This window comes from Pseudomonas sp. FSO-7, from assembly GCF_059579345.1.
In genome coordinates this window covers 4578642-4603279 of the sequence record NZ_CM184193.1, presented here as the reverse complement: position 1 = coordinate 4603279, position 24638 = coordinate 4578642, and the positions used below count along the sequence as shown (strand labels likewise).

Sequence of the window (24638 nt, the reverse complement as noted above, 5' to 3'; positions counted from 1 at the left end):
TGATTTCTGCCGCGCAGGGCCGGCGGGTAGCCTTTGTTCATCGCCCAACTCCAGAACACCGGACACTCGCCATGAACCGTACCTTTGCCGTTTTGTTGCTCTTGACCGCCACCCTCCTGGGCGGCTGCGCCAGCTCTTCCCCGGAGCTGCGCCCCTACACCGCCGATGAGACCCGCGAGCTGGCCCTTGAAGCCTTGAATCGTCGCGGCCTGTCGTTCGAGGAATACCACGCGAAAAAAGCCGAGCTGCTTGGCTCGTCGCAGAAAAACGTGGGGTTCGACGATCAGGGCCAGATGAGTGCCGAGCAGGTCGTGCAACAGCCTGGCCGGTCCAGCTGAGGGACTGTACCGCTCAAAGTTTTGCCCAACTGTCCGTGGGTTTGGGTCAGGACGTGGGGTAGGGTCATGACTTGACTGACCGCCCCTGATGGACTGACCTGACATGACCCTTTCGCTTGACCTGCTGCTGGGCTTCGCCCTGTTTGCCCTGGTGACTTCGATCACGCCAGGCCCTAACAACACCATGTTGTTGGCCTCGGGGGTCAATTTCGGTTTCAACCGCACCATTCCGCACATGCTGGGTATTACCTGCGGATTCTTTTCCCTGGTGCTGGCGGTGGGCCTTGGACTGGGCGCGGTGTTCCAGACTTATCCACTGCTCTATACCGCGTTGCGCTACATCGGCGCGGCGTACCTGTTGTACCTCGCGTGGAAAATAGCCCACTCCGGCCCGGTTTCGGAAGGTCAGCCGGGGAACAGTACGCCGATCAGCTATTGGGGCGCAGCGGCGTTCCAATGGGTCAATCCCAAGGCCTGGATCATGGCCATCGGTGCCATCAGTACCTACACGCCCCTCCAGGGTTATTTCTTCAATGTGCTGGTGATTGCGGCGGTGTTTGCCCTGATCAACCTGCCAAGCGTGAGCCTGTGGGTGGTATGCGGCAGCCTGTTGCGCAACCTGTTGCGTGATCGTCGTTGGCTGCGCGTGTTCAACTGGGGCATGGCGCTGTTGTTGGTCGCTTCGATGTATCCGTTGTTGCTCGAAAGCATCAGTTGAGGGCTGAGCTTCGACGCGATGCCTGCTAAGCTCGCTGTTCAGGAGCGTTCCTACGCACTTTTAAACGAAGTCCGACTTCTTTAAGGTCTTTGATCAGGTATTGCTAGTCTCGAACCCAACGAGGGCGCCTGATCCCGGAGCAGGCTCTGCGAGTTTCCTATGAATAAACGTCCTTTGTATTTCGATTACGCCGCCACCACGCCGGTGGACGAGCGGGTCATCCGGGTCATGGTCGAGTGTCTGGGTTTTGACGGCAACTTCGGCAACCCGGCTTCCAGTTCCCATGCCTTCGGCCAGGAGGCCCGGCGCTCGGTGGAGCGTGCCCGCCAGCAGGTGGCGCAATTGGTGGGGGCCCAGCCCGAACAGATCGTCTGGACTTCCGGCGCCACCGAATCCAACAACCTGGCCCTCAAGGGGGTGGCTCAGGCACACAGTGGTTGCGCCGGCCATGTCATCACCAGCCTGATCGAGCACAAGGCGATTCTCGATACGGCGCGCCAGCTCGAGGAAAGTGGCGTCGCGGTTACCTGGCTGGCGCCGGACGCCGAGGGGCTGATCAGCCCGCAAGCGGTTCGCGAGGCGCTACGCGAAGACACGTTCCTGGTCTCGCTGATGCTGGTGAACAACGAGCTGGGCACCGTCAACGACATCGTCGCCATTGGCGAGGTCGTTCGCGAGCACGGTGCGTTGTTCCATGTGGACGCGGCCCAGGGCGCCGGTAAGGTGCAGATCGACCTGTCTCGCTGGCCGGTGGATCTGATGTCTTTTTCCGCGCATAAAATCTACGGCCCCAAGGGCATCGGTGCGCTTTATGTCGGCGACCGTGCCCGGCCACGGCTGTCGGCGCAGATTCACGGCGGTGGACATGAAGGTGGTTTGCGCTCCGGGACCCTGGCGACCCATCAGATTGCAGCCATGGGTGCTGCATTCGAACTGGCCGCCGCGGCATTCGACGAAGAACTCGCTAAAATCGCCCGATTGCGCAATCGTTTGCTCGAGCCGCTGCTGACGTTGCCCGGTGTGCGCATAAACGGCAGTGCAAGCCGCCGGATTCCCCACACGCTGAGCCTGACGTTCAACGAAGGTGAGTTCAACCCGGCGACCTTGGGTGCATCGATTGCATTTTCCGCGACCTCGGCCTGCAATTCAGCGCAGAACACCCCATCCCACGTGCTGCTGGCCCTGGGGCACGATGCCCGTGCCGCCGGGCGGACCATTCGCTTGAGCCTGGGACGCTTTACCACCGAGCAGGATATCGACGAGGCGGTGCGGCTGATCAAGGCGGCGTGCGCGACTGCGCTGGCGTTCTGGGCCACGACCCCATAAGCCGAATTCGGCATCGAACAACAATATCAACGAGCAGGAGAAACAATGAGCACCGAGCCTTTGCCCCATGGACTGGTTCCCCAGCGCCTGGCCCGAATCCGCCAACTGATGAGCCGAGAGGGTATTCACGCGCTGCTGGTGCCATCGGCCGACCCGCACCTGTCCGAATACCTGCCGGGCTATTGGCAGGGGCGGCAATGGTTGTCGGGCTTCCATGGTTCGGTGGGGACCTTGATCGTGACCGGTAGTTTCGCCGGCGTCTGGGCCGACAGCCGTTATTGGGAACAGGCCACCAAGGAGCTGGAGGGCAGCGGTATCGAGCTGGTCAAGCTGATTCCAGGCCAGCCCGGCCCCTTGGACTGGCTGGCCGAACAAACGCCTGAAGGCGGGGTGGTTGCAGTCGACGGTGCGGTCATGGCCGTGGCATCGGCCCGCACCCTGGGCGGCAAGCTCGCGGAGCGCGGCGCGCGGTTGCGCACCGACATCGACCTGCTCAAGGAAGTCTGGACTGATCGCCCAAGCTTGCCGGATCAACCGGTCTACGCCCATTTGCCACCCCAGGCGACCGTCAGCCGCGTCGAAAAACTCGCCAAGTTGCGCGAATCCCTCCAGGAGCGGGGTGCCGACTGGCATTTCATCGCCACGCTGGATGACATCGCCTGGTTGTTCAACCTGCGCGGTGCGGATGTGTCGTTCAACCCGGTGTTCGTCTCCTTTGCCTTGATCGGCCAGCAGCAGGCAACGCTGTTCGTGGCCCTGGACAAGGTTGACGCAGCGCTGCGTGCCGTTCTGGAGCAGGACGGCGTGACCCTGCGCGATTACAGCGAAGCCGCCGCCGCGTTGCGTGAAGTGCCGGACGGCGCGAGCCTGCAGATCGACCCGGCGCGGGTGACGGTCGGCTTGCTGGATAACCTGGGCAGCGGCGTGAAACTGGTCGAAGGTCTCAACCCAACGACGCTGGCCAAGTCCCGCAAAAGCCTGGCCGACGCCGAGCACATTCGTCGGGCCATGGAGCAGGACGGCGCGGCGCTCTGTGAATTTTTCGCTTGGCTGGAAGGAGCCTGGGGGCGCGAGCGCATCACCGAGTTGACCATCGACGAACACTTGACCGCCGCCCGCACACGTCGGCCGGATTTCGTCTCCCTGAGCTTCAACACCATTGCCGCCTTTAACGCCAATGGCGCGATGCCCCATTACCACGCCACGGAAGAGGCCCATGCTGTCATCGAAGGTGATGGCCTGTTGCTGATCGACTCCGGGGGCCAATACCTGGGGGGCACCACTGACATCACCCGCATGGTGCCGGTCGGAACACCCACCGCCGAGCAGAAACGTGACTGCACCCGCGTGCTCAAGGGTGTGATTGCCCTGTCCCGGGCCAAATTCCCGCGGGGCATTCTTTCGCCTTTGCTGGATGCCATCGCCCGCGCGCCGATCTGGGCGGAGCAAGTCGATTACGGCCACGGCACTGGCCATGGCGTCGGCTATTTCCTCAACGTCCATGAAGGCCCGCAGGTGATTGCCTATCAAGCCGCTGCCGCGCCGCAGACGGCGATGCAGGCCGGCATGATCACCTCGATCGAACCGGGCACTTATCGTCCCGGCCGCTGGGGTGTGCGCATCGAGAACCTGGTGTTGAACCGCGAGGCCGGAAGCAGCGAGTTCGGCGAGTTCCTGGCGTTCGAAACCCTGACCCTGTGTCCGATCGACACCCGCTGCCTGGAGCCTTCGTTGCTGACCCAGGATGAAAAAGACTGGTTCAACGCCTACCACGCCGAGGTTCAGCGCCGGTTGAGCCCGTTGCTGGACGGTGACGCACTGCAGTGGCTCAACACCCGGACGATGGCGATTTGAGGTAGAGGATCAGGCGAGGGCTTCACGGACGAAGTCCAGCCGATCCTGGCCGAAGAACAGCTCGTTGCCGACAAACATGCTCGGGGCGCCGAACACGCCTCGTCCGATGGCTGCTTCGGTGGCGCTCTTGAGTGCTTGCTTGACCTGCTCGTCGCTTGTCAGTGCCAGCACGTAGTCGGCATCGAAACCACCTTCATTCAGGATTGCTGCGACAGTCGCCGGATCATTGAGGTTGCGGGCGTCCACCCAGAAGGCGCGGAACAGGCAATCGACGAAGGCCTCGAAGCGTTCGGGATGGCGCAGTTGCATGCCGGTTACCGCGCGCATCAGCAGCAGTGTATTGACGGGGAAGTGTGGATTGAACTGGAAGGCGACGCCGTAGCGCTTGGCGAAGCGGTTCAGGTCCTTGAACAGGTACGGGTTCTTGGCCGGCACGGTTGCCGGCGATGCGTTGCCGGTCGCCTTGAAGACGCCGCCCAGTAACATCGGACGATAGATCAACTGGCTGTTGGTCTGCGCGCACAGCGCCGGCAACTGGGTATAGGCCAGGTACGTGGTCGGGCTGCCTAGGTCGAAGTAAAACTCCACCGATTTGCTCATGGTATCTGCTCTCTTGTTGTTGGGAGGGGAGGGGTTACCAGCGTTCGCTCCAGGGGCGCAGGTCCAGCTCGAAGGTCCAGGCGTCGCGAGGTTGGCTGTGCAGATACCAATAGCTGTCGGCGATGTGTTCAGGGTTCAGGATGCCGTCCTGATCCTTGGTGGCATATTTTTCCGGGAAATTCTCGCGGATGAAGTCGGTGTCGATGGCGCCGTCCACTACCACATGGGCCACATGAATATTCAGCGGTCCCAGCTCCCGGGCCATGCTTTGGGCCAGCGCGCGGATGCCATGTTTGGCGCCTGCGAATGCGGCGAACCCCGAAGCGCCACGCAATCCGGCCGTTGCCCCGGTAAACAGAATTGTCCCGCGTTGGCGCTTGACCATGCGCTTGGCCACTTCCCGTGCATTGAGAAAACCTGAGAAACAGGCCATCTCCCAAATCTTGAAATACTTGCGTGCGGTTTCTTCGAGGATGCTGCAGGGAACGTTGGCGCCGATGTTGAACACAAAGGCTTCGATCGGGCCGATCTGGTTCTCGATTTGCTCGATGAGTGCGATCACATCGTCTTCTTTGCGCGCATCGCAGGCAAACCCATGGGCTTCGCCGCCTTGGGCGCGGATTCCATCAACAAGCGGCTGGAGTTTGTCAGCGCTGCGACGGGTCACACAGGCCACAAAACCTTCCTGCGCAAAGCGTTTGGCAATCGCTCCGCCGGTGGCATCGCCCGCGCCAACAACCAGTACGACCTTCTTGTTATTCATGGTTAGCCTCATAGGTAAACGATCGTTAACTAAACGGACGTTATGCTAAGATCCGGCAAGCGTCAAGGTGAGCGATCAGGGGCAGGACAATGCGTTATTCAGCCAATCACAAAATGGAAACCCGCGAGAAACTGCTCGCCAGCAGTGCCGTATCCGCCAAGAAATCAGGTTTCTCTACGGTCGGTGTCGACGGCCTGATGAAAGCGATCGGGTTGAGCGGCGGTGCGTTCTATAGCCACTTCTCGTCCAAGGATGAGCTTTTCAAAGCCATTGTTGAGCGGGAGTTGGCTCAAAGCCTGGACCGCTTGAGTGGCGACGGCGCCATGGACTCGATGAAACTGGAGCGCTGCCTCAAGCAGTACTTGAGCATGAGCCATGTCGAGCAGCCCGAGGCAGGGTGTGCGTTACCGGTACTGGGCGCTGAGATCGCGCGATCGGATGTCCAGGTGAGGGAGGCGGCGCAAACGTGGATCTGTCGCTTGCACGAAAGCTGGGCGCGGATATTGGGAAGCGACAGTCTGGCCTGGGCCATTCTGTCTCAATGCGTGGGGGCGTTGGTTGTGGCGCGGATGTTGGTCACGCCGCAGGTTCAGCGTGACGTCCTCAAGTCCAGCCATGAGGAAATCAGTCGTCGAATGGCCGAACAGGGGCTCGGCTAATCTGATCTATTTGCAAATGACGATCATGCTGCGGCTGGTATAGCCGGCGGGGTTGAGCCCGAAGGGATAATCCCCGGGTTCTTCGACGGCGTCGCCAGACTTGGCAATGACCTTGTAACCCTTGGGAGCGCATGAATTGGCGGCGCTGGCGGCGCACTGCTCCCAGGATGAAGACAGGCCGGAGCAGTTGATGTGCAGGCCTTTTTTGCCGCGTTTGACTTCAGTTTTCGATGTCGCCGCACAGCCCGCTACTGCAAGTACGGCGATCAGTATCAAAATTCGTTTCATTCCCGTCCTTATAATCGCCGTGGATCTTGTGTCCGCGTACGATCGTGTTCGCTCTTGCGTGAAGCGTTCATGACGTCCTGTATGAAAAAATCCATGTCTGGCATTGGGTTACTGGCCTAAACATGGCCTAAATGCGCGGCAAATACCAGACCTTCCGTTAAATCCTGATTCAATCTGCCGCGACAGCAGGCTTTGCGGTGTTGGCCATGGTCAGCGTTGCGCCCACCGACGCGAGGATGATGCAGGTAATGGCCATCCACTGGGCCAGGGACAAGTACTCCTGGAGAAAGACGAGCCCCGACAAGGCCGCGATTGCCGGTTCCACGCTCATCAGGGTGCCGAAGGTGCGAGCAGGCATTCGAGTCAGGGCGACCATTTCCAATGTATAGGGCAGGGCTGTGGACAGGATGGCGACGCCGATGGCGATTGGAATCAGGCTCGGTGTGAGCAGTGTGGCGCCGGCGTGGACGATGCCGATAGGCGCGACGAACAGGGCCGCGATCATGACTCCCAGTGCGGCGGTCTGCACGCCATTGTCCGCTCCGGCTTTCTGACCGAACAGGATGTACAACGCCCAGCAGAAACCGGCACCCAGCGCGTAGCCGGCTCCAACGAGGTCAATACCGGCGCTGGTCGCGCCGGTTGGTATGAGCAGCAGCAGGCCAACCACTGCCAGGGCAATCCAGAGAAAGTCGATTGCCCGGCGCGAGGCGTAAATGGCGACTGCCAGAGGTCCGGTAAATTCCAATGCTACGGCAATGCCCAGTGGAACGGTGCGAACTGACATATAGAAGAGGAAGTTCATACCGCCCAGTGCCATCCCATAGACGATCACCGTGCGCAGGGACTGGGCGGTGAGCTTGGCCCGCCAGGGGCGCAGCATTAACAGCATGATGAGGCTGGCAAAAATGAGTCGCAGCGTCGTAGTGCCTTGTGCCCCCACTACCGGGAACATGCTTTTGGCGAGGGAGGCTCCTGCTTGAATGGAAGCCATGGCTATTAATAGCAAGGCAATCGGGTACAGGGTGGAGGCCAGGCTGCGATGTGGGGAGAGCGTCATTACGAAGTGTCGTCCAAAATAAAGGCGGGGAGGCTGCATTGAGCAGTATATTGCGCATATGCAGCGATTCCGTCTATATATCGAGCATATTTAAGCGTCCTCCTGAGCTGTAGATAGGAAAATCAAATTAAGGGTTGACGGCAGATTCTAAACGTCTATAATTCGCCCCACTTCCGGCGCAGTCGAAACGGAAAACTCCTTGAAATTCAACGAGTTAAGTAGGTTTCGACGGTGCAGGGCTTCAGTTCATCGAGGTCCGGAAGCAGCAGATAGCGCAGTGTTGTTTGGCTCTATCGGCGGTTCGATCTTCTCGGTCGAAAGCGGTGAAAAAGAGGTGTTGACAGCAGCGACTAACGCTGTAGAATTCGCCTCCCGCTAACGAGAGATCGGAAGCGCAAGTGGTTGAAGTTGATAAGGAAACTTTGAAAACTTCTGAAAATAACCGCTTGACAGATACACGGGGCGCTGTAGAATGCGCGCCTCGGTTGAGACGAAAGACTCAGCCAACCGCTCTTTAACAACTGAATCAAGCAATTCGTGTGGGTGCTTGTGGAGTCAGACTGCTAGTCAACAGATTATCAGCATCACAAGTTACTCCGCGAGAAATCAAAGATGTAACCAACGATTGCTGAGCCAAGTTTAGGGTTTTCTCAAAACCCAAAGATGTTTGAACTGAAGAGTTTGATCATGGCTCAGATTGAACGCTGGCGGCAGGCCTAACACATGCAAGTCGAGCGGTAGAGAGGTGCTTGCACCTCTTGAGAGCGGCGGACGGGTGAGTAATGCCTAGGAATCTGCCTGGTAGTGGGGGATAACGCTCGGAAACGGACGCTAATACCGCATACGTCCTACGGGAGAAAGCAGGGGACCTTCGGGCCTTGCGCTATCAGATGAGCCTAGGTCGGATTAGCTAGTTGGTGAGGTAATGGCTCACCAAGGCGACGATCCGTAACTGGTCTGAGAGGATGATCAGTCACACTGGAACTGAGACACGGTCCAGACTCCTACGGGAGGCAGCAGTGGGGAATATTGGACAATGGGCGAAAGCCTGATCCAGCCATGCCGCGTGTGTGAAGAAGGTCTTCGGATTGTAAAGCACTTTAAGTTGGGAGGAAGGGCATTAACCTAATACGTTAGTGTTTTGACGTTACCGACAGAATAAGCACCGGCTAACTCTGTGCCAGCAGCCGCGGTAATACAGAGGGTGCAAGCGTTAATCGGAATTACTGGGCGTAAAGCGCGCGTAGGTGGTTCGTTAAGTTGGATGTGAAAGCCCCGGGCTCAACCTGGGAACTGCATTCAAAACTGTCGAGCTAGAGTATGGTAGAGGGTGGTGGAATTTCCTGTGTAGCGGTGAAATGCGTAGATATAGGAAGGAACACCAGTGGCGAAGGCGACCACCTGGACTGATACTGACACTGAGGTGCGAAAGCGTGGGGAGCAAACAGGATTAGATACCCTGGTAGTCCACGCCGTAAACGATGTCAACTAGCCGTTGGGAGCCTTGAGCTCTTAGTGGCGCAGCTAACGCATTAAGTTGACCGCCTGGGGAGTACGGCCGCAAGGTTAAAACTCAAATGAATTGACGGGGGCCCGCACAAGCGGTGGAGCATGTGGTTTAATTCGAAGCAACGCGAAGAACCTTACCAGGCCTTGACATCCAATGAACTTTCCAGAGATGGATTGGTGCCTTCGGGAGCATTGAGACAGGTGCTGCATGGCTGTCGTCAGCTCGTGTCGTGAGATGTTGGGTTAAGTCCCGTAACGAGCGCAACCCTTGTCCTTAGTTACCAGCACGTTATGGTGGGCACTCTAAGGAGACTGCCGGTGACAAACCGGAGGAAGGTGGGGATGACGTCAAGTCATCATGGCCCTTACGGCCTGGGCTACACACGTGCTACAATGGTCGGTACAGAGGGTTGCCAAGCCGCGAGGTGGAGCTAATCCCACAAAACCGATCGTAGTCCGGATCGCAGTCTGCAACTCGACTGCGTGAAGTCGGAATCGCTAGTAATCGCGAATCAGAATGTCGCGGTGAATACGTTCCCGGGCCTTGTACACACCGCCCGTCACACCATGGGAGTGGGTTGCACCAGAAGTAGCTAGTCTAACCTTCGGGAGGACGGTTACCACGGTGTGATTCATGACTGGGGTGAAGTCGTAACAAGGTAGCCGTAGGGGAACCTGCGGCTGGATCACCTCCTTAATCGACGACCGCAGCTGCTTCATGAGCTCCCACACGAATTGCTTGATTCATTGAAGAAGACGATAGAAGCAGCTTTAAGCTCCAAGCTGATAGCTCACGCTAACAGTTACAAGCTCGAAATTGGGTCTGTAGCTCAGTTGGTTAGAGCGCACCCCTGATAAGGGTGAGGTCGGCAGTTCGAATCTGCCCAGACCCACCAATTTTGTAATGGGGCCATAGCTCAGCTGGGAGAGCGCCTGCCTTGCACGCAGGAGGTCAGCGGTTCGATCCCGCTTGGCTCCACCATAAGCTGCTTCTGAAAGCTTAGAAATGAGCATTCCATCCAGGTGATGGTGAATGTTGATTTCTAGTCTTTTGATTAGATCGTTCTTTAAAAATTTGGGTATGTGATAGAAAGATAGACTGAACGTTACTTTCACTGGTAACGGATCAGGCTAAGGTAAAATTTGTGAGTTGCTCTTAGAGCAAGATCGAATTTTCGGCGAATGTCGTCTTCACAGTATAACCAGATTGCTTGGGGTTATATGGTCAAGTGAAGAAGCGCATACGGTGGATGCCTTGGCAGTCAGAGGCGATGAAAGACGTGGTAGCCTGCGAAAAGCTTCGGGGAGTCGGCAAACAGACTGTGATCCGGAGATGTCTGAATGGGGGAACCCAGCCATCATAAGATGGTTATCTTGTACTGAATACATAGGTGCAAGAGGCGAACCAGGGGAACTGAAACATCTAAGTACCCTGAGGAAAAGAAATCAACCGAGATTCCCTTAGTAGTGGCGAGCGAACGGGGACTAGCCCTTAAGCTTCTTTGATTTTAGCGGAACGCTCTGGAAAGTGCGGCCATAGTGGGTGATAGCCCTGTACGCGAAAGGATCTTAGAAGTGAAATCGAGTAGGACGGAGCACGAGAAACTTTGTCTGAATATGGGGGGACCATCCTCCAAGGCTAAATACTACTGACTGACCGATAGTGAACTAGTACCGTGAGGGAAAGGCGAAAAGAACCCCGGAGAGGGGAGTGAAATAGATCCTGAAACCGTATGCGTACAAGCAGTGGGAGCCCACTTTGTTGGGTGACTGCGTACCTTTTGTATAATGGGTCAGCGACTTATTTTCAGTGGCGAGCTTAACCGAATAGGGGAGGCGTAGCGAAAGCGAGTCTTAATAGGGCGTCTAGTCGCTGGGAATAGACCCGAAACCGGGCGATCTATCCATGGGCAGGTTGAAGGTTAGGTAACACTGACTGGAGGACCGAACCGACTACCGTTGAAAAGTTAGCGGATGACCTGTGGATCGGAGTGAAAGGCTAATCAAGCTCGGAGATAGCTGGTTCTCCTCGAAAGCTATTTAGGTAGCGCCTCATGTATCACTGTAGGGGGTAGAGCACTGTTTCGGCTAGGGGGTCATCCCGACTTACCAAACCGATGCAAACTCCGAATACCTACAAGTGCCGAGCATGGGAGACACACGGCGGGTGCTAACGTCCGTCGTGAAAAGGGAAACAACCCAGACCGTCAGCTAAGGTCCCAAAGTTATGGTTAAGTGGGAAACGATGTGGGAAGGCTTAGACAGCTAGGAGGTTGGCTTAGAAGCAGCCACCCTTTAAAGAAAGCGTAATAGCTCACTAGTCGAGTCGGCCTGCGCGGAAGATGTAACGGGGCTCAAACCATACACCGAAGCTACGGGTATCACGTAAGTGATGCGGTAGAGGAGCGTTCTGTAAGCCTGTGAAGGTGAGTTGAGAAGCTTGCTGGAGGTATCAGAAGTGCGAATGCTGACATGAGTAACGACAATGGGTGTGAAAAACACCCACGCCGAAAGACCAAGGTTTCCTGCGCAACGTTAATCGACGCAGGGTTAGTCGGTCCCTAAGGCGAGGCTGAAAAGCGTAGTCGATGGAAAACAGGTTAATATTCCTGTACTTCTGGTTATTGCGATGGAGGGACGGAGAAGGCTAGGCCAGCTTGGCGTTGGTTGTCCAAGTTTAAGGTGGTAGGCTGGAATCTTAGGTAAATCCGGGATTCTAAGGCCGAGAGCTGATGACGAGTTACCCTTTGGGTGACGAAGTGGTTGATGCCATGCTTCCAAGAAAAGCTTCTAAGCTTCAGGTAACCAGGAACCGTACCCCAAACCGACACAGGTGGTTGGGTAGAGAATACCAAGGCGCTTGAGAGAACTCGGGTGAAGGAACTAGGCAAAATGGCACCGTAACTTCGGGAGAAGGTGCGCCGGTGAGGGTGAAGCACTTGCTGCGTAAGCCCACGCCGGTCGAAGATACCAGGCCGCTGCGACTGTTTATTAAAAACACAGCACTCTGCAAACACGAAAGTGGACGTATAGGGTGTGACGCCTGCCCGGTGCCGGAAGGTTAATTGATGGGGTTAGCTAACGCGAAGCTCTTGATCGAAGCCCCGGTAAACGGCGGCCGTAACTATAACGGTCCTAAGGTAGCGAAATTCCTTGTCGGGTAAGTTCCGACCTGCACGAATGGCGTAACGATGGCGGCGCTGTCTCCACCCGAGACTCAGTGAAATTGAAATCGCTGTGAAGATGCAGTGTATCCGCGGCTAGACGGAAAGACCCCGTGAACCTTTACTATAGCTTTGCACTGGACTTTGAATTTGCTTGTGTAGGATAGGTGGGAGGCTTTGAAGCGTGGACGCCAGTTCGCGTGGAGCCATCCTTGAAATACCACCCTGGCAACTTTGAGGTTCTAACTCAGGTCCGTTATCCGGATCGAGGACAGTGTATGGTGGGTAGTTTGACTGGGGCGGTCTCCTCCTAAAGAGTAACGGAGGAGTACGAAGGTGCGCTCAGACCGGTCGGAAATCGGTCGTAGAGTATAAAGGCAAAAGCGCGCTTGACTGCGAGACAGACACGTCGAGCAGGTACGAAAGTAGGTCTTAGTGATCCGGTGGTTCTGTATGGAAGGGCCATCGCTCAACGGATAAAAGGTACTCCGGGGATAACAGGCTGATACCGCCCAAGAGTTCATATCGACGGCGGTGTTTGGCACCTCGATGTCGGCTCATCACATCCTGGGGCTGAAGCCGGTCCCAAGGGTATGGCTGTTCGCCATTTAAAGTGGTACGCGAGCTGGGTTTAGAACGTCGTGAGACAGTTCGGTCCCTATCTGCCGTGGACGTTTGAGATTTGAGAGGGGCTGCTCCTAGTACGAGAGGACCGGAGTGGACGAACCTCTGGTGTTCCGGTTGTCACGCCAGTGGCATTGCCGGGTAGCTATGTTCGGAAAAGATAACCGCTGAAAGCATCTAAGCGGGAAACTTGCCTCAAGATGAGATCTCACTGGGACCTTGAGTCCCCTGAAGGGCCGTCGAAGACTACGACGTTGATAGGCAGGGTGTGTAAGCGCTGTGAGGCGTTGAGCTAACCTGTACTAATTGCCCGTGAGGCTTGACCATATAACACCCAAGCAATTTGTAACTCCAAGCCTAAAGGCGAAGGAGACCAGATTGCGGTGTGTGAAGACGAAACGAACCGAAAGTTCGAGATACTCACAAGCAGCACCAAACTATCGCATACCCATTTGCTGGAACGTGACCGCAAGGCACGCGCTGGCTACCGAATTTCTTGACGACCATAGAGCATTGGAACCACCTGATCCCATCCCGAACTCAGAAGTGAAACGATGCATCGCCGATGGTAGTGTGGGGTTTCCCCATGTGAGAGTAGGTCATCGTCAAGATTAAATTCCGAAACCCCTATCTGCTGACGCAGGTAGGGGTTTTGTTTTTTCCGCAATAAAAGCGTGGCCGAAAAAGGATGACTTGCAGAGGTCATCCTTTTTACATCCTGGCTATTAAGCCTCGGGTATGGGGCAGCTCAAATCCCCTTCCTTGCACTTGAGATAGGCCTTGAATGCCTTGACCCGGGCCTTGGTTTGGGCTGTGATGCAATTGCTATAGATCAGCGGATAGGCACTGCCGCCCTCGACCCCGGAGGCGGAGAATTCGCATTCGGCGTCACGGAAGCCGAGCCAGGCACGCTGAGCCTTGACCAGCATCTGCGTGGCTTCGGGATTGTCCTTCAGGCGTGCGGTGATCTGCTTGTACAAGCTGTTCAGCTCGTTGTCGGCGGCCTTGTTTTCTTTGGCTGCGCACTGGTTCATTTCGCCTTGAGTGGTGGCGTCTGCGCAGTCGTCGGCCTGGACAACGGCGGCAAAAAGCAGCGGCGTCAGGGCCAGAAGCAAGCGTGGGGACATGTTGGGTCGCTCCTTGAGGGGGAAAACGCCGGGGGAGTTTACATCGCTCCGTGCTGTTTAGAGTTGGCGAGCAGCGGTCTGATACAACTTTTCGGTTGGCCTTGTGGTCTTACAAGCCTACTGTTGAAACACAGGAGGTGACTCATGCATTCGTCCGACCGCATTGAAAGAAAGATCCTGCTCAAGGCCCCGCGCTCCCAAGTCTGGCGCGCCCTGGCCAATGCCGAAGCCTTCGGTCAATGGTTCGGTGTCGCCCTTGAGGGGAAACGGTTTGTGGCAGGTGAGCGTACCCAGGGGCAAATTACTTATCCAGGTTACGAACACCTTATCTGGGACGTAGCGGTTGAGCGGGTGGAGCCCGAGCGGGTCTTCTCATTTCGCTGGCATCCTTACGCTGTCGAGCCGCAGGTGGATTATTCCCAGGAGTCCGAGACGCGTGTGCAATTCGAACTCGAAGACATGGATGGCGGTACCTTGCTCAAAGTCGTGGAGTCGGGTTTCAACAACATTCCCGAGGCACGTCGGCTCAAGGCCTTTCGCATGGACAGCCGTGGCTGGGACGAGCAGATGGCCAATATTGAAACGTTCCTGAACAATTCTTGAGTTTGCCGCCTGACGGAGCTAAGGGTTTTCGGAGGGGCAGGTATAGCGAATGTCTTACACGAGATGGTAGCTATGTCGTCTATTTCATTTTGGATCCGAGGCGTAATCTGGACTCATCCACTGAAGCACAGGGAGTGCTCAGGATCAGGGACGATCGACCATGCAAGGATTAGCTATCGACAGGGAGTCGTAATGGTCTTGGAAAAACCCGCTTCGGCGGGTTTTTTTTCGCCCGTTGAAAAGTCAGGAAAACGTCCTATAGCGAAACGCTTACACGCCGTTGCTGCTTTCTCGTCTTTTTCCCAGTCACCGGTGGGCCTAATCTATGTTCATCCACTGAGTACAGGGAGTGCTTGGGGTCATGGATGATTGGACCAGGCATGGAATGCCGGACAGGGAGTCAAATTGGTCCTCAAAAAACCCGCCTAGGCGGGTTTTTTTTCGTCTGTGAAAAAGTGGCCTGATCATGCCAGGCGCCAGGTCTTGGTGCGGTCGGCACCATCGGCAGCGAGCGTCTGTCCTCCTGGCGTCCGGTCGGCACCATCAGCAGCCAAGGTCTGTCCTCCTGGCGTCCGGTCGGCACCATCGGCAGCGAGCGTCTGTCCTCCTGGCGTCCGGTCGGCACCATCAGCAGCCAAGGTCTGTCCTCCTGGCGTCCGGTCGGCACCATCGGCAGCGAGCGTCTGTCCTCCTGGCGTCCGGTCGGCACCATCGGCAGCCAAGGTCTGGCCCCCTGGCGTCCGGTCGGCACCATCGGCAGCGAGCGTTTGCCCTCCAGGCGTCCGATCCGCGCCATCAGCGGCCACTGGCTGCTGGTAATCGCTAGCCTGGGTAAAGAAACGGTCTTGCTGCTGGCTCGGCAAGGCAAATGCACTGGCGCTCAGGGCGAAGGTGGTAATGGCGATCAAGGTGTTGAACGTTTTCATGGTAAAGACTCCGGTCATATCAGGGGTGAGTGCCGGGTCGTTCAGATGTCGTGATCTGCTGAACCCGTTGCAGCCGGGACGGTTGTCTTGCTGCATGGGTTCAGATTAGGGGCGAGGCAGGGGCGGGCGTTAGACGGATACTGTCCTGGTTTTGCCTGATCCTGTCTGTGTGCAGGATCAGGCGCTACTGGCTTGCAGCGCCTGGGCACGCAAGCGAGCGATGTCCTTGCTCGGCGAGGCGCCAAATAGACGGCTGTATTCACGGCTGAACTGCGAAGGGCTTTCATACCCCATCTTGTAGCCAATTGACGAAACGTCGCTGTTCTCCGCCAACAACAACCGTCGAGCTTCCTGCAGGCGCAGCTGTTTCTGGTATTGCAGTGGGCTCATGGCGGTCACGGCTTTAAAGCGGTGATGCAGGGCCGAAGGGCTGAGGTTGATCATTTGTGCCAGGCGGTCGATGCTCAGTGGCTCGGCGTAATGAGTATTGAGCCACTCGATGGCGCGGCTGATGCGATGGGTCTGGGTGTCGGGAATGGCGATTTCGTGCAAGCGCTGGCCTTGGGCGCCACGCAGCAGCCGGTAGAAAATCTCCTGTTGGGCCAACGGCGCGAGGGTGGCGATATCGTCCGGGCTGTCCAGCAGCCGCAGTAAGCGCAACACTGCGTCGAGTAATGGCGCATCGATGCGATCCAGGAACAGCCCACGTCCGGTTCTTTCGGCCGGCACGCCGATAGGGCTGGCGTCGGCAATCAGGCGACAGATCTGTGCTGGATCGATGTCGAGGCGGATGCACAGGTAGGGGCGCTCGGGACTGGCTTCAATCACCTGGCCGGCCAACGGCAGGGTCACCGAGACGACGAGGTAATTGAGCGGGTCATACACGTAGCACTCGTCCGCCAGGCGCACTTCCTTGCGCCCCTCGATGATCACGCACAGACCAGGCTTGTGCACGGTGTGCAGCGCCTCGGTTGGCTGGTCGCTACGGATCAGGTGCAAGGCCTCGATGGCCGTGGGGTGAACGCCAAATTCCGGTGCGAAGCGCATCATCAGGCTCGCCAGTTCGGCGCGACGCTGATTAACGCCGTCGTCTGGCGCAATGTGGATGGATGTGGATACCGACATGCCGAGCAACCTCCCTGGCCAAATGAATGGACCGCGCTAGTAAAACCGATTGCGCGGCTGTCGGCCAGAGTCGAATTTGTCGCTACAGGATCGTGCAAGTGCGCAGGAGGATCCGGCTAACCCCGGCTTCGGTCAGTTCCCTAATCTGGACTTGTCAAAACGCTCCCAACGGGGCCAACACATCCAGACGAGGAAACCATCATGTCCGATATTCAAAACAAAGTAGTGGTCATCACCGGCGCCAGCAGCGGGATTGGTGAGGCCGCGGCGCGGTTGCTCGCGGCTCGCGGTGCTCGTGTCGTGCTTGGTGCCCGGCGCATCGATCGTTTGCAAACACTGGTGCGGGAACTCGAGGCCGCCGGCCAGCAGGCGGTCTGCAAGGCCGTGGACGTGACCCGTCGCGATGATGTCCAAGACCTGATCGACTTTGCTGTCGAGCGGTTCGGTAAGGTCGACGTGATCATCAACAATGCCGGGGTCATGCCGCTCTCCAAGCTTGAGGCACTGAAGGTCGAGGAGTGGGACCGCATGATCGACGTCAACATCCGTGGCGTGCTTCACGGTATCGCTGCCGGTCTGCCGCTGATGCAGCGCCAGCGCAGCGGCCAGTTCATCAACATTGCGTCCATCGGTGCCTACGCCGTCAGCCCGACTGCGGCCGTGTATTGCGCCACCAAGTACGCCGTGCGGGCGATTTCCGAGGGTTTGCGCCAGGAAGTCGGGGGGGATGTGCGGGTGACAGTGATTTCCCCCGGCGTGACCGAATCGGAACTGGCCGAGAGCATTTCCGATGAAGGTGGTCGTGCCGAAATGCGCGAGTTCCGCAGGATCTCCATTCCGGCCGAAGCCATCGCCCGGGCAATCGCCTACGCCATCGAGCAACCGGCGGACGTCGACGTCAGCGAACTGATCGTGCGGCCCACCGCCAGCCCATTCTGAATCGAGTTGATCCGACAGGGAAACCCTCATGAGCGAGCGGTATCGCCAGGAGGGGAAACCTGACCCTTGTGGCGAGCCTAGCTCTGTGGGAGCAAGGCTTGCCCGCGATAGAGGCGATGCGGTCTTTCAGAAATCGAGGCGCCTGTTTCGCGAGCAAGCTTTGCTCCCACAGCACAGCACAGCACAGCAGTGCCGGCTGGGGCTTATCGTTACGCCCGTTCCAACCGCGCCGCAGCACGTTGGGTGATTTGCGAGCGCACCCGGAACGACTCGGCCGCACGCCGGTTTGCTTCTTCCAGCACGCGCGTCGGCGCGGTGTCCGGGCTGCCGGCGTTGAACGGTGGGGCAGGGGCGTATTCGAGTTGCAACTGGACCAGCTCGGCGGTGTCCTGGTCGAACAGTTCGGCCGCCAGGGTCAACGCAAAGTCGATCCCGGCTGTGATGCCGCCGCCGGTGAGCAGGTTGCCGTCGCGCACTACGCGATCATTGACCGGCGTCGCGCCCAGGGTTTGCAGCAGGCTGTGATAGGCCCAGTGGGTGGTGGCGCGCTTGCCTTGCAGCAGGCCCGCCGCGCCGAGCACCAGCGCACCGGTACACACCGAGGTGATGTATTTCGCCCCGGCGGCTTGCCGCTTGATGAAGGCCAGCGTCTGCTCGTCTTCCATCAGGGGGCCGACGCCGGTCCCGCCGGGGACGCAGATCACGTCGAGTTTCGGGCAGTCCTCGAACGTGGTGGTGGGCAGCAACATCAACCCGGTGCTGGCGGTGACCGGTGCCAGGTCTTTCCAGACCAAGTGGACCTTCACGTCTGGCAACGAGGCCAGTACGTCATAAGGGCCGGTCAGGTCCAACTGTTGGACTTGAGGGAATAACAACAAACCGATCTGCAACGTCATGTCGCGTTCTCCTTTGGATGACGCCCGAGGGGTGGACGGTTTGACTTTAGATCCGTAGGCTCTGGCGTATACGCCAATAAGCCCACGAATCACGCCAATATGCCCAAGTCACCGAAAACCGTTCATGTCCTGGCCTTCGCCAACGTGCAAGTGCTGGATGTCACCGGGCCCTTGCAGGTCTTCGCATCGGCCAACGACCTGGCCCGCCAGCAAGGCCTGCCGTTGCCGTACACGCCGACGGTCGTCGCCGTGGGGGGCGGGGCGGTGATGTCTTCGGCCGGGTTGGCGCTGATGGCCGAGCCGCTGCCGAGCGAAGGCAGCGACACGCTGTTGATCGCCGGTGGCTGGGGTGTGTACGAGGCGGCGAAGGATCCGACGCTGGTGGCCTGGGTCAAGGATCACGGCCTGCGGTCGCGGCGGGTGGCATCGGTGTGCACCGGAGCGTTCCTGCTGGCCGCCAGCGGTTGGCTGGACGGACGACGCGTGGTGACACACTGGACCCGCTGTGAACAACTGGCTGAGCAGCATCCGCAACTGCGGGTCGAACCCAACCCGATTTTCATCAACGACGGTCCTGTGTGGACCTCGGCTGGGGTCACGGCCGGCATCGACCTGGCCCTGGCACTGGTGGAGGAAGATTTGGGCCGCGCGGTGGCCCTGGAGGTCGCCCGGCATCTGGTGGTGTTCCTTAAGCGTCCTGGTGGGCAATCGCAGTTCAGCGTGACCTTGTCGCTGCAAAAACAGGGCAGTCGGTTCGATGACCTGCATGCCTGGATCGCCGAAAACCTCACCCGTGACCTGGGCCTGTCGAGCCTGGCCGCCGAGGTGGGCATGAGCGAGCGCAGCTTTGTGCGGCACTACCGCGCCGACACCGGCCAGACCCCGGCGCGGGCCGTGGAGTTGATTCGCGTGGAAACCGCTCGCCGTCTGTTGTCCGACACCGCCGTATCGATCAAGCGGGTGGCGGTGCAATGCGGTTTCGGCAGCGAAGAAACCTTGCGTCGTAGTTTCCTGCGGGCCATGGGCGTAACGCCGCAGGCCTATCGCGAGCGGTTCGCCGTCAGCCCTCAAGCAGATCCAGCAATGCCTTGAGCGTGGCCTCGGGGGCTTCCTGGGGAATGTTATGGCCCACGCCGGCCAGCACTCGGCGCTCATAGAAAACGGTGAAATGCTCGGCGTCTTCATCGTGTTCCGGTGCAGGCCCCACGCCGTCATCGGCGCCGCACAAGGAAATGCTCGGCACGCTGATGGCCGGTTGTGCCGCCAGCCGTTCCTCCATCCACTCCAGCGTCGGATCGCCCGGCGCGTACATGAAGCGATGACGGTAGGAGTGGATCACCACGTCGACGAAGTCCGGGTTGTCGAACGACGCGGCGCTGAGGGGATACAGTTCGGCGCCGCGCTTCCAGGTCGGAGACCACAGGCGCCAGAGCAATTCGCACAATTCGCGTCGATTTTGCGTCAGGCCTTCGACACCCCGTGCGGTGTGGAAATAGTACTGGTACCACAACCGATGTTCGGTTTCCGGGTCCAGCGGCTGCGTGGAACGGGGAATGTCCTGCAGGTTGTAGCCGTCGCCGGTTACCAGGCAGCGCACGCGCTCGGGCCACAGGGCCGCGACGATACACGCCGCCCGGCCGCCCCAGTCGTAGCCGCACAGTGCCGCTTGGGGAATGGAAAGCGCGTGCATCAGGTCCAGCAGGTCCTGGGCCAACGCTGCTTGCTGGCCGGAGCGCAGGATGGCCGGGTTGTTGAAGCGGGTCGGGCCGTAGCCGCGCAGGTAGGGCACGATGACCCGGTAGCCACGCTGGGCCAAGGCCGGCGCGACCTCATCGAACGCCCTGGGGTCGTACGGAAAGCCGTGCAGCAGGATGATGGGAGCGCCGTTGGCGGGGCCGTGTTCTTCGTAGGCGATGCGCAGCAACGGCGTGACGGCGAAGTTGATCCTGGGCTCAAGGTTCATGTCGGCCTCCGGCAGTGTGCGGTTGCGTTCAGGCAGGTTCCTGGTTGACGTATTTGGCCCGATCCGGGGTGAACGTCACGACCATGTTCGTGCTGGAACAGGTCAAGGTGCGCTCCTGGGTCAGGTCGATGTCCAGGTCTTCACCGCGCAGGCCCTGCCATTGGGCGAGGTACTTGAGGCAACCGAATTTTTCGTTTTTCTTCAGGCTGCGGCTGACGCCACCTTTCCAGCCCAGCACTGGCAACTCACCGGCCAGGCAGCGTTGTGCCAGTTCAGGAAACTTCACCGCCCGGTCGCGGCCGATTTCCCAGCATTTGATCAGGCCCCGGTCCTGGCCTTCCCAGAGGGCTTCGCGGGTCAGGCCTGTTCGGGGTGGGGTGGTGATGGGGCGTTTGATATGGGCCATGTCAGATCCTTGAGTCGGGTTTTTATCGGGCAGCTCCGCTGCACCCGTGAGTGCATCGATCTTAGGAGGGGTTGGCGGGGCTGGCAACTCGAAAGGGGGCGTAACGATAAATGGGCCAATTGCGGTGATTGCTCTGTGGCGAGGGGATTTATCCCCGCTGGGCTGCGCAGCAGCCCCCTAAACAGCCAACTCAATCTGCCTGATGCACCGAGGCGCTGGTTACAGGGGCTGCTTCGCAGCCCAACGGGGATAAATCCCCTCGCCACAGAGGTGCGGTGTTCCTACAAAAAAATAGGTGAACCGGAATTTTCTGACGAGTCGCGTCGGTTGCCGGTTCGGAAAGGGTGGGGATAGGCTTTGTCCGTCGCTGCAAAATCAGCGACCGGGTTTGGTCACCCGTCCAATGTCAGGCGCACACGCGCCAACCTCAGCATGTCGGCGCTTTTTTGTGTGCTTGTCGGTATGCTTTGCGGTGGGCTGTGCGCGGGGCACTTTCGAGTGCGCCGGGTGCCTGACTTCCCGGTTGACCAACCTGCGTATAGCCCACCACCCTCGTTTGGTCACGAGGCGAGTGAGCTCAACTTCAAGTCAGGAGTTTCACAATGGTCAAGATCACCCCCAACCCTCCACGCGCCGAAGACCTCTCTGCCTACACCACCCTCGATACAAAAAAACTCCGCGAAGCCGCCGACCGGGCGCTGAACATCCACTTGTCGCCCACCCCGCCCAAGCCCGACACCCAGGACGGCCAGATATTTTCAGTGGTCCCCGGCCTCGACACCGAATCGGTGCTCACCACCCTGAGCGAAACCCTGGCCTCGGCCGATGCGCTGGTCAGTGACCTGGGGTTCGAGTTGGAAGGTTCCCGGCGGCATGTTGCGCTGGGGATTCAGCAGTTGATCGAGCTGGCCAGGTTGCTGGCCAACCGTGCGTTGGATGACATCGAACTGGCTGACTCAACGCAGTAGCCAGCACACCGCTTTCTCTGTGGCGAGGGAGCTTGCTCCCGCTGGGTTGCGAAGCGACCCCAAGATTTTTGCGCCTGCTGCGCAGTCGAGCGGGAGCAAGCTCCCTCGCCACAGGGATCGCGTTCAGGCTGAAGGGCAGCTCACGGCTGCCAATGATTCTTCTCCCCGCTCAACTTGCGGTCCAGGAAGCTCGCCGCGCTGATCAGCGCCAGATGGGTCAGGGCCTGCGGAGTGTTGCCCAGGTGGTAGCCGTGGCTGTCGAACTCTTCGGCGTACAACCCCAGCGGGTTGGCGTAGCGCAGCAGTTGTTCGAATTCCAGCTGGGCTTTTTCCACGCGACCGGCGCGGGCCAGGCATTCGACGTACCAGAACGAGCACGCCGCGAAGGAGCCTTCGATGCCGCTGAGGCCGTCGATGGGGCTGTCGTCGTTGCGGTAGCGATAGACCATGCCGTCGCGCACCAGGTGTTTTTCGATGGCATCGAGGGTCGAGAGCCAGCGTGGGTCGCGGGCGCTGACGAAACGCACCAGGGGCATCAATAGCATCGAACCGTCCAGGGCGGTGCTGCCCAGACGCTGGACGAAATGCTGGTGTTCCTCGCTCCAGAAATGGGTCCAGATGTCCTGGTAGATGGCCTGGCGGGTTTCGTCCCAGCGGGCGAACGGGGCGGGCAGGGAGCGTTTCTCGGCCAGGCGGATGGCGCGGTCGACGGCGACCCAGCACATCAACCGCGAATGCAAGAAGTGCTGGGTGTCGCCGCGCATTTCCCAGATGCCCACGTCTTTGTCCTGCCAGACGTTGCACACCTGGTCGATCACCTCGACGGTGTGTTTCCAGCCTTGATGGGAGATGGCTTCGCCGTATTTGTTGACCAGGTACACCGCGTCCATCAGCTCGCCGAAAATATCCAATTGCACTTGCTGGTAGGCCAGGTTGCCGATGCGCACCGGCTGCGCATTGCCGAACCCGCTCAGGTGCGGCAACTCGCTTTCCGGCAGCTCGAGCCTGCCGTCCAGGCCGTAGAGGATGTTGAGCTTGGTCGGCCGCTCACAGCAGTCGCTGACCCGCTCGCGCAGCCAGCGCATGTAGGCGTTGGCTTCTTCGACGAAGCCCAGGCGCATGAACGCGTAGACCGTGAACGAGGCGTCGCGGATCCAGGTGTAGCGGTAATCCCAGTTGCGCTCGCCGCCGCGGGTTTCCGGCAGGCCGAAGGTGGCGGCGGCGAGGATGGCGCCGTGTTTGCGTGAGGTCAGCAGCTTCAGCGCCAGGGCCGAGCGGTTGACCATTTCCCGCCAGCGCCCGCGATAGTTGGATTGGCCGATCCAGCCGCGCCAGAACGCCAGGGTCCGTTCCAGGCAAATCGCGCTGACGTCGTCCTGGAGCCGCGGGTCATCAATGCCGCCCAGCAGGAACTCGGCGCTCTGGCCCTGCTCCAGGGTGAATTCGGCCACTGCCGCGTTGCCGTCCAGCGTCATGGGCTGATCGGAGCACAAGCGCAGGCTCGGTTGCCCCGACGCCTCGAAACAGATGTGGGCACCGTCCTGGCGCGCCGTGGTCGCGGCCCGGGCATAGTCGTGACGCACCGCGCAGCGCAGGCGAAACGTCGCGCTGCCGATGGTCATGCCCACACGGCGGATCAACACCGGCAGATCATCCTCGCTGTCGCCGATGGGCAGCAGGTCGGTGATCTCCACCACGGCGCCGTCGCTCAGCCAGCGGGTTTGCAGGACGTTGGTGTCGGGCAGGTAGATTTGTTGGCGACGGGCATCCGGCAGGTCTGGCGCGAGCTGGAAGATGCCCGCCTGCGGAGTGTCGAGCAGCGAGCAGAAGATCGACGGACTGTCGAATTCCGGCCAGCAGAAGAAGTCGACGCTGCCGCGGTCATTGACCAGCGCGGCGGTGCGCATGTCGCCAATGATGCCGTGGTTCTCGATGGGGCTTTGCGGTTCGTCATGATCATCCATTGCCACGAAACCCCGGATAAAGGCTCATCCCGCCATCGATGAACAGCGTGGTGCCCACCACATAATCGGACAAGTCCGAGGCCAGCCAGACCACCGCGTTGGCGACGTCCTCCACGTCGCCAACGCGCCCGTAAGGAATCAGCTCCAGCAGCTTTTGCTCTTGCTCGCCCTCGGTGGCGTCACGGTTGATGGCCGTGCGGATGGCACCGGGGGCGATGCTGTTGATGCGGATGCGCTGGTGGCTGGTTTCCTGGGCCAGGCTCTGCATCAGCAGATCGACACCGCCCTTGGACGCGGCGTAATTGACGTGGCCGGCCCAGGGAATGCGCTGGTGCACCGAACTCATGTGAATGATCTTGCCGGCGGCCCGGGACACGCCCTGGCGAATGCCCTGGCGGTTGAAGATCCGCAGGGCGGCGCGGGCGCAGAGGAACTGGCCGGTGAGGTTGGTGCCGATCACGGTGTTCCAGTCTTCCAGGCTCATGTCGACGGCGGGCGCGTCTTTTTGCAGGCCGGAATTGGCCACCAGAATGTCCAGCGTGCCAAAGGCTTCGAGGGTTTTGGCGAACAACTGCTCGACCCCTTGTTCCTTCGACACATCGGCACCCACGGCGATGGCACGGCCGCCATTGGCATTGATTTCACGGGCCAGGTCTTGCGCCGGGCCGGCACTGGAGTGGTAGTTGAGTACCACCGCGGCACCGGCGTCAGCCAACGCCCTGGCCGTGCCTGCGCCAATGCCGGAGCTGGCGCCGGTGACCAGGGCAACCTGGCGGGCGAGGGATATCTGCATGGTCTAGCACCTTGAATGGAGGGCC

The 24638-nt window shown here is 59.2% G+C and carries 21 protein-coding genes, 2 tRNA genes and 3 rRNA genes; 14 read left to right on the top strand and 12 right to left on the bottom strand.

All coding sequences use genetic code 11. The features are described 5' to 3' along the window. Positions 1–71 precede the first annotated feature (71 nt). From AC515T_RS19895 to AC515T_RS19880, 4 genes are all read left to right on the top strand, one after another. Complete coding sequence (locus tag AC515T_RS19895; protein WP_053123631.1) at positions 72–338, top strand: hypothetical protein; 267 nt, start codon at positions 72–74, stop codon at positions 336–338. A gap of 103 nt (positions 339–441) precedes the next feature. Then, positions 442–1056 (top strand): LysE family translocator, encoded by a 615-nt coding sequence (locus tag AC515T_RS19890; protein ID WP_496529716.1) that lies wholly within the window; start codon positions 442–444, stop codon positions 1054–1056. Positions 1057–1215: 159 nt separating this feature from the next. Beyond that, positions 1216–2382 carry a cysteine desulfurase family protein gene (locus AC515T_RS19885; protein WP_496529715.1) on the top strand — a complete coding sequence of 389 codons (1167 nt, stop codon included), beginning with the start codon at positions 1216–1218 and terminating at the stop codon, positions 2380–2382. A gap of 45 nt (positions 2383–2427) precedes the next feature. Beyond that, positions 2428–4236, top strand: a complete 1809-nt coding sequence (locus AC515T_RS19880; protein ID WP_496529714.1) for an aminopeptidase P family protein — start codon at positions 2428–2430, stop codon at positions 4234–4236. A gap of 9 nt (positions 4237–4245) precedes the next feature. Here the strand turns inward: AC515T_RS19880 and AC515T_RS19875 are convergent, their stop codons facing one another. Further along, positions 4246–4836 (bottom strand): 2-hydroxychromene-2-carboxylate isomerase, encoded by a 591-nt coding sequence (locus AC515T_RS19875; RefSeq protein ID WP_496529713.1) that lies wholly within the window; start codon positions 4834–4836, stop codon positions 4246–4248. Positions 4837–4870: 34 nt separating this feature from the next. Beyond that, entirely contained in the window at positions 4871–5599 is a 729-nt protein-coding gene (locus AC515T_RS19870; protein ID WP_496529712.1) for an SDR family oxidoreductase, read from the bottom strand. Between the two features lie 89 nt (positions 5600–5688). Here AC515T_RS19870 and AC515T_RS19865 point away from each other — a divergent pair, with 89 nt between their 5' ends. Continuing rightward, positions 5689–6258 carry a TetR/AcrR family transcriptional regulator gene (locus AC515T_RS19865; protein WP_496529711.1) on the top strand — a complete coding sequence of 190 codons (570 nt, stop codon included), beginning with the start codon at positions 5689–5691 and terminating at the stop codon, positions 6256–6258. 6 nt (positions 6259–6264) lie between these two features. On the opposite strand, the gene AC515T_RS19860 is transcribed toward AC515T_RS19865, so the two are convergent. Both AC515T_RS19860 and rhtA read right to left on the bottom strand, forming a co-directional pair. After that, entirely contained in the window at positions 6265–6546 is a 282-nt protein-coding gene (locus AC515T_RS19860) for a hypothetical protein (protein ID WP_122568689.1), read from the bottom strand. 169 nt (positions 6547–6715) lie between these two features. After that, entirely contained in the window at positions 6716–7606 is an 891-nt protein-coding gene (gene rhtA, locus AC515T_RS19855; RefSeq protein WP_496529710.1) for a threonine/homoserine exporter RhtA, read from the bottom strand. A 669-nt stretch (positions 7607–8275) separates the two neighbouring features. On the opposite strand from rhtA, the gene AC515T_RS19850 reads away from it, so the two are divergent. The 5 genes from AC515T_RS19850 (at position 8276) to rrf (ending at position 13514) form a co-directional block, all read left to right on the top strand. After that, a 16S ribosomal RNA gene (locus AC515T_RS19850) occupies positions 8276–9812 on the top strand. 122 nt (positions 9813–9934) lie between these two features. Further along, positions 9935–10011: transfer RNA gene (locus AC515T_RS19845), tRNA-Ile, on the top strand. Positions 10012–10021: 10 nt separating this feature from the next. Next, a tRNA-Ala gene (locus tag AC515T_RS19840) sits at positions 10022–10097 on the top strand. A gap of 241 nt (positions 10098–10338) precedes the next feature. Next, positions 10339–13230 (top strand): 23S ribosomal RNA (locus AC515T_RS19835). A gap of 168 nt (positions 13231–13398) precedes the next feature. Continuing rightward, positions 13399–13514, top strand: a 5S ribosomal RNA gene (gene rrf, locus AC515T_RS19830). The 16S, 23S and 5S rRNA genes sit together here with 2 tRNA genes alongside, the layout of an rRNA operon. Positions 13515–13628: 114 nt before the next feature. Here the strand turns inward: rrf and AC515T_RS19825 are convergent. Continuing rightward, positions 13629–14030 (bottom strand): lysozyme inhibitor LprI family protein, encoded by a 402-nt coding sequence (locus AC515T_RS19825; protein ID WP_496529709.1) that lies wholly within the window; start codon positions 14028–14030, stop codon positions 13629–13631. A gap of 144 nt (positions 14031–14174) precedes the next feature. Between AC515T_RS19825 and AC515T_RS19820 the strand changes: the two genes are divergently transcribed. Beyond that, positions 14175–14633, top strand: a complete 459-nt coding sequence (locus tag AC515T_RS19820) for an SRPBCC family protein (RefSeq protein WP_496529708.1) — start codon at positions 14175–14177, stop codon at positions 14631–14633. 464 nt (positions 14634–15097) lie between these two features. Here the strand turns inward: AC515T_RS19820 and AC515T_RS19815 are convergent, their stop codons facing one another. Both AC515T_RS19815 and AC515T_RS19810 read right to left on the bottom strand, forming a co-directional pair. Continuing rightward, positions 15098–15559 (bottom strand): hypothetical protein, encoded by a 462-nt coding sequence (locus tag AC515T_RS19815; RefSeq protein WP_496529707.1) that lies wholly within the window; start codon positions 15557–15559, stop codon positions 15098–15100. A gap of 177 nt (positions 15560–15736) precedes the next feature. After that, complete coding sequence (locus AC515T_RS19810; RefSeq protein ID WP_496529706.1) at positions 15737–16684, bottom strand: AraC family transcriptional regulator; 948 nt, start codon at positions 16682–16684, stop codon at positions 15737–15739. A gap of 201 nt (positions 16685–16885) precedes the next feature. On the opposite strand from AC515T_RS19810, the gene AC515T_RS19805 reads away from it, so the two are divergent. Next, positions 16886–17623, top strand: coding sequence for an SDR family oxidoreductase (locus AC515T_RS19805; protein WP_496529705.1), 738 nt, complete (start codon positions 16886–16888; stop codon positions 17621–17623). 209 nt (positions 17624–17832) lie between these two features. Here the strand turns inward: AC515T_RS19805 and inhA are convergent, their stop codons facing one another. Next, positions 17833–18519: an isonitrile hydratase gene (inhA, locus tag AC515T_RS19800; protein ID WP_496529704.1), complete on the bottom strand. Its 687-nt coding sequence runs from the start codon at positions 18517–18519 to the stop codon at positions 17833–17835. A gap of 99 nt (positions 18520–18618) precedes the next feature. Between inhA and AC515T_RS19795 the strand changes: the two genes are divergently transcribed. Continuing rightward, the gene (locus AC515T_RS19795) at positions 18619–19611 is read left to right on the top strand and encodes a GlxA family transcriptional regulator (protein WP_496529703.1); all 993 of its coding nucleotides are present in this window, start codon (positions 18619–18621) and stop codon (positions 19609–19611) included. Here AC515T_RS19795 and AC515T_RS19790 read toward each other — a convergent pair. Continuing rightward, positions 19580–20482: an alpha/beta fold hydrolase gene (locus AC515T_RS19790; protein WP_496529702.1), complete on the bottom strand. Its 903-nt coding sequence runs from the start codon at positions 20480–20482 to the stop codon at positions 19580–19582. The genes AC515T_RS19795 and AC515T_RS19790 overlap by 32 nt on opposite strands. 28 nt (positions 20483–20510) lie before the next feature. Further along, positions 20511–20888, bottom strand: a complete 378-nt coding sequence (locus AC515T_RS19785) for a hypothetical protein (protein WP_496529701.1) — start codon at positions 20886–20888, stop codon at positions 20511–20513. A 602-nt stretch (positions 20889–21490) separates the two neighbouring features. Between AC515T_RS19785 and AC515T_RS19780 the strand changes: the two genes are divergently transcribed. Further along, complete coding sequence (locus AC515T_RS19780; RefSeq protein ID WP_496529700.1) at positions 21491–21856, top strand: DUF6124 family protein; 366 nt, start codon at positions 21491–21493, stop codon at positions 21854–21856. A 140-nt stretch (positions 21857–21996) separates the two neighbouring features. Here AC515T_RS19780 and AC515T_RS19775 read toward each other — a convergent pair whose 3' ends face one another. After that, positions 21997–23820: a glycoside hydrolase family 15 protein gene (locus tag AC515T_RS19775; protein WP_496529699.1), complete on the bottom strand. Its 1824-nt coding sequence runs from the start codon at positions 23818–23820 to the stop codon at positions 21997–21999. Beyond that, positions 23813–24613, bottom strand: coding sequence for an SDR family oxidoreductase (locus AC515T_RS19770; protein ID WP_496529698.1), 801 nt, complete (start codon positions 24611–24613; stop codon positions 23813–23815). Before AC515T_RS19770 ends, AC515T_RS19775 begins: the two co-directional genes overlap by 8 nt. Between the last annotated feature and the right edge of the window lie 25 nt (positions 24614–24638).